The 4,959-nt window shown below is 75.9% G+C and carries 5 protein-coding genes; 1 reads left to right on the top strand and 4 read right to left on the bottom strand.

Annotation, left to right across the window (positions count from 1 at the left end; genetic code table 11):
* From ACTUAL_RS00565 to ACTUAL_RS00550, 4 genes are all read right to left on the bottom strand, one after another.
* On the bottom strand, positions 1–931 hold a 931-nt coding region (locus ACTUAL_RS00565), incomplete at its 3' end, for a MerR family transcriptional regulator (RefSeq protein ID WP_440898885.1).
* A 19-nt stretch (positions 932–950) separates the two neighbouring features.
* Positions 951–1,727 carry an SDR family oxidoreductase gene (locus ACTUAL_RS00560; protein ID WP_096495634.1) on the bottom strand — a complete coding sequence of 259 codons (777 nt, stop codon included), beginning with the start codon at positions 1,725–1,727 and terminating at the stop codon, positions 951–953.
* Between the two features lie 43 nt (positions 1,728–1,770).
* A complete protein-coding gene (locus tag ACTUAL_RS00555; protein ID WP_440898884.1) occupies positions 1,771–3,273 on the bottom strand; it encodes an RICIN domain-containing protein in 1,503 nt (500 codons plus the stop codon).
* Between the two features lie 127 nt (positions 3,274–3,400).
* Positions 3,401–3,979 (bottom strand): TetR/AcrR family transcriptional regulator, encoded by a 579-nt coding sequence (locus ACTUAL_RS00550; RefSeq protein WP_096495632.1) that lies wholly within the window; start codon positions 3,977–3,979, stop codon positions 3,401–3,403.
* A 95-nt stretch (positions 3,980–4,074) separates the two neighbouring features.
* On the opposite strand from ACTUAL_RS00550, the gene ACTUAL_RS00545 reads away from it, so the two are divergent.
* On the top strand, positions 4,075–4,878 hold the full coding sequence (locus ACTUAL_RS00545; RefSeq protein WP_096495631.1) for an SDR family NAD(P)-dependent oxidoreductase: 804 nt from the start codon (positions 4,075–4,077) through the stop codon (positions 4,876–4,878).
* Positions 4,879–4,959 lie beyond the last annotated feature (81 nt).

Raw genomic sequence — 4,959 nt, 5'->3', positions numbered from 1 at the left:
TCATGCACGCGTGCGCCGCCTCCTCCACGCTCCGGGCCTCGGACGTCAGGGCGCGCAGAGTGGACAGCCGCCGCGCTCCGAGCACCCCGCGCGTCACGTCACTCACCGCCTGGAAGATGCCGCCCACCGCGCCCGTCTCGTCGCGGATGGGGCTGTGCGAGAAGGTCAGGTACACCTCCTCCACCAGCCCCTGCGACACCAGCCCGCGCCGGGCCGCGAACGAGCCGACCGCGCCGTAGGTGAGGTCGAGGTCGTCGTGGGGGCCCTGGTGGACCGCGACGACGGCCGTGCGCTCGGGCAGGCGCAGCGCGCGCGCCGCGCCGGGCGGCGGTTCCGCCTCGGTGGGCAGGTAGACGGTGGCGCGCCCGCCGTCGCCGGTGAACAGCCCGTGCGCGTACCGGCCGCCGGGCGGCAGCACCGGCCGGTCGCCCGCCGCCACGTCGAGCTCGCGCATGGCGTCGTCGTACCAGCCCGTCCCGGAGCCGGGCGGCACGTCCAGCGAGATCGCCAGCACCCGCGCGCCCGGCAGGGTCTCCAGGGCGACGTCCCGCTCGGCGCCGGGGTCGAGCAGCTCGCGCAGCGCCTGCACCGCGCGCTGCGTGCGACCGAGCCGGTCCTCCAGCCTGCGCAGGTGCGCGGCGACGATCCCACCGGCCGCACCCGCCCCGTCCTGCCCCGCCCCGTCCTGCCCCGCCCCCTCCAGCCCCGCTCCCGCCCCCCGGACGCGGCGCACGTCGGCCAGTGGCAGGTCCAGCTCCCGCAACCGCCGGATCGTCAGCGCCGGGCGGACCTGCTCGGGCAGGTAGTGCCGGTACCCGCTCGCCGGGTCCACCTCGGCGGGCACGAGCAACCCCTGCTCGTGGTACCGCCGCAGCGTGCGGACGCTCAGGTGCGTGATGCGGGAGAACTCCCCGATCGTCAACCGCGCCACCACATCCCCCTCCCGGTGCTCACACCGCCGGAATGGTGCCACCGTCGACCACGAACTCCGCGCCGACCACCGACCCCGCGCGGTCCGAGGCGAGGAAGCCGATCACCTCGGCCACCTCCTCCGGCTCGGCGGGCCTGCCGAGCGGGACGCCGCCGAGCGCCTGGGCCAGCTCGGCGATCGCGGCCTCGCGGGTGAGCCCGCCCTCGCGCTCCCGGCGGGCCAGCAGCGCCTCGGACCCGTCGGTGCGGATCCACCCCGGCGCGACCGAGTTCACCCGGACCCCGCTCGGCGCGACCTCGTTCGCCAGGCCCTTGCTGTAGGTGGCGAGCGCGGCCTTGGCCGAGGCGTAGGCCAGCGTCGACCCGTGCAGCGGCAACCGCCGCTGGATCGACGTGACGTGCACGACCGCGCCCGACCCGCGCGCCACCATGCCGGGCAGCAGCGCCCGGTCCAGGCGCACCGCCGCCAGCAGGTTCAGCGCCAGCTCCTGCTCCCACAGCCCGTCGTCGATCACCGCGTACCCGCCCGACGGCGTCCGCGACCCGCCGACGACGTGCACCAGGACGTCCGGCACGCCGAGCGCGGCCACCGCCCCGGCCGCCGCCGCGACGCCCTCCGGCGTGCCCAGGTCGGCCCGCACCGCGAGCGGCCCGCCGCCCTCGGGCGCGCGGGCGACGGTCACCACGCGCGCCCCCTCGTCGGCGAGCCGCCGCGCCACGGCCGCCCCCGTCCCCCTGCTGCCACCGGCCACGACGGCCAGCCGCCCCACCAGGTCACCCCTGCCCGCTGCGCTCATGCCGGGAACGGTGGGGCCTCTCCCTGGGGGAGGGTCAAGCCGCTCAGCCGGTCACGGCGGTGCGCGTCCACTGCTGGTTCGCCCCGCCGTTGCACGGGTACTGCTTGAGCACCACCCCGTCGGCCGTCGACGAGGACGGCACGTCCACGCACTTGCCGCTGTGCCTGGCCCTCAGCTGGAAGTGGCTGCCCGACGCGACCAGCTGGAACTCCTGGTTCGCCCCGGTCCCGCAGGTGTACTGCACCAGCTCGGCACCGTCCGCCGTCGACGCGCTCACCACGTCGAGGCACCGCCCGCTGTTCCTGCTCACGATCCGCCAGTGCCCGCCGCCCGCGTCCTGGAACTGCCACTGCTGCCAGGGGTTCCCGCCGTACGCGTACTGCCCGACGCGCGCCCCGTTGTCGCCGTTCGGCTGCTGCACGTCCATGGACTTGCCGCTGTGCCGCACGTCGACCCGGTAGTTCGTGGTCGGCGGCGTCGACCCGTCGCCCCAGGCGTACCGCAGCCGGTCCGCGCCGGAGGCGTTGCGAACGCTCAGGTTCAGGTCGGTCCCGCTGCCGCTGAGCGCGTACAGCGAGTACGAGTCGTACCCGAGGTTCCCGGTCGGCTTGCCGCCCAGCGCGGGCCAGTACGTGCCGCCCATCCCGTTGTCGCGCATCACCTGCGCCATGGCGCGGATGTGGCGCACGAAGTTGTCGGCGCTGCCCGCGTCGGCGTAGTCGAGCCCGGTGGACATCGGCGCGCCGAACTCCGTGGCGACCGCGCGCGAGGCGCAGTTGCCCAGGCGGGTCTGGCTGTGGCCGCGGGAGGCGTCGTAGGTCATCGCCTCGGCGAAGAACGCGTAGTGGTGGACGGAGAGCAGCGTCGAGGCGAACCTGCTGTCGCCGCACACGTCCCGCAGGTCCTGGCTGTACCCGGTGCCGCCGATCAGCACCCGGCCGGGCGGGGCGGTGGGGTGGGTGGCGAGCCAGCCCGCCGCGACGTCGCGCCACTGCGCGGAGGTGTAGCCGTGCGGCTCGTTCATCGGCTCGAAGTACACGCTGCCGCTGGACGCGTACGCGCCGACGATCCCCGCCCACATGCTGTGCCACGCGGCGGTGTTCGTGATCCGCCCACCGGAGGCCGCGCCGTCCTCCCAGTAGGCCAGGATCACCTTGAACCCGCGCGCGGTGGCCGCGTCGACGGCGCCCCGGTAGGCGTTCCACCAGGTCGTGTCGGCCACGGTGTGGGTGTTCACCGGGAGCCGCACGGTGTTGACGCCCAGCGTGCCCGCCAGGTCGTCGTAGAGGGCGTTGGCCTTGGCGCGGACGGTCGCGTTGCTGTCGGAGCGGCTGAGCCCCTGGGGGACGAGCGCGGTGGTGCTGAAGTTGTCGCCCAGCACGGCCCAGTTCACCCCCCGGAACTGGTTGGTCGCGGCCCGCGCCTCGGGCGCCGGGGCGACCAGGCAGGCCAGCGCGGTGAGCGCGACCGCCACCAGGGCCGGCGGCCGGGCGAACCCCGGCGGCCGGGTGGGGGACCCGGAAGTCTGCTTGGCACGTCGATCCACGCTTCGCCTCCTCGCGAGCAGGACTCGTGGCACCGCCGACGTATTCCGGGAGATACGGCCGGGAGCGTTCCCGACCGACCGTAGCGCAGGGTTTTCGAGGCTGACAAGGACCGGTGCGGGCGCCCGCTCAGCCCCGTCCCGGCAGCAGCGCCCCCAGGATCCGCCCGAGGTCCGCGTCCCCCGGCGGCTCGCCGTGCGCCTGCTCCCACATCACCACCCCGTGGAACACCAGGTGCGCGATCACCCCCGCGTCCCCCACCGGCTCGCCCCGCTCGGCAGCCCTGGCCAGCGCCCGGTGGAACGCCCCCAGCGTGCGCGCGTTCGCCGCCCGCACCAGCTCGCCCAGCTCCGGCGCCCCGGTCGTCGCCGCCGCGATCAGCGCCCGCCCCTCGGGCCTGCCCGCGTTGTCCCGGATCACGGTCATCAGCGCCAGCAGGTCCCCGCGCAGCGACCCGGCGCCCGGATCGGCGTCGTAGCGCGCGAGCAGCGGTTCCACCACGTCCGCCAGCAGCGCGGCCTTCGTCGGCCACCGCCGGTAGAGGGTCGTGCGGTTCACGCCCGCCGCCCTGGCCACGCCGTCCATGGTGACGCCGGTGAAACCCGCCCTGGCCAGCTCGGCCAGGGTCGCGGCGCGCACCGCCTCCACCACCTGGCGGCTGCGCGGCCCGTGCTGCACCCCCCTGGTGCGCCTGCTCGGCTCGGTCACCGGCAGAGCCTAACCGCCCGGCAAATGGCACCACAGTGTTGCCTTTTGTCGACCGCAGCGGTTACCGTCCCCGGACCCACCGAGAGGACCCCGCCATGACCACCGCCGACGTGTCCGCCCACCCCCTGGCCGACCTGATCTCCCTCGCCGGACGCCGCGCCGTCGTCACCGGCGGAGGGCGCGGCCTCGGCAAGGCCATCGCCCTGCGCCTGGCCGAGGCGGGCGCCGACCTGCTGATCGGTGACGTCGACGAGGCCCTCGCCACCTCCGCCGCCGAGGACGTCGCCCGCCTGCACGGCGTCCGAGCCCTCGGCTGCGCCATGGACGTCACCGACAGCGCCTCGGTCGCCGCCGCCGCCGACCGCGCGGTCGACGAGCTGGGCGGCCTGGAGGTCTGGGTCAACAACGCGGGCGTCTTCCCCGCCGTCCCCGCGCTGGAACTGGCCGACGACACCTGGGACCGCGTGTTCGCGGTGAACGCGCGCGGCACCTTCGTCGGCGCCCGCGAGGCCGCCAAGCGCATGACCTCGGGCGGCGCGATCGTGAACATCGTGTCCACGGCGGGCTTCCGGGGCAGCGCACCGGGCCTGGCCGCCTACGTCGGCTCCAAGCACGCCGTCCGCGGCCTGACCCGCGAACTGGCCCTGGAACTGGCCCCGCTCGGCATCCGCGTCCTCGGCGTCGCCCCCAGCCACGTCCCCACCGAGGGCAACCTCGCCGCCGCAGCCGCCGCACCCCGCCCCGCCGACCAGCCCCCGACCCCGCTCATGCTCAACGGCCCGATCGGCCGCCCCGGCGTGCCCGACGACATCGCCCGCGTGGCCCTGTTCTGCGCCTCGGACCTGGCCGCCTTCATGACCGGCAGCACCCTGCTCGCGGACGGCGGCAGCACCGCCTGACCGTCCCCCCGCGGCGGGCGCGCCCTCGTCCCGCGCTCGCCGCGCCGCCGCCGGGCCCCCCCGCGCCAATCGCAGCACCGC

Source organism: Actinosynnema sp., from assembly GCF_052038725.1.
This window is presented reverse-complemented; position numbering and strand designations above follow the sequence as displayed.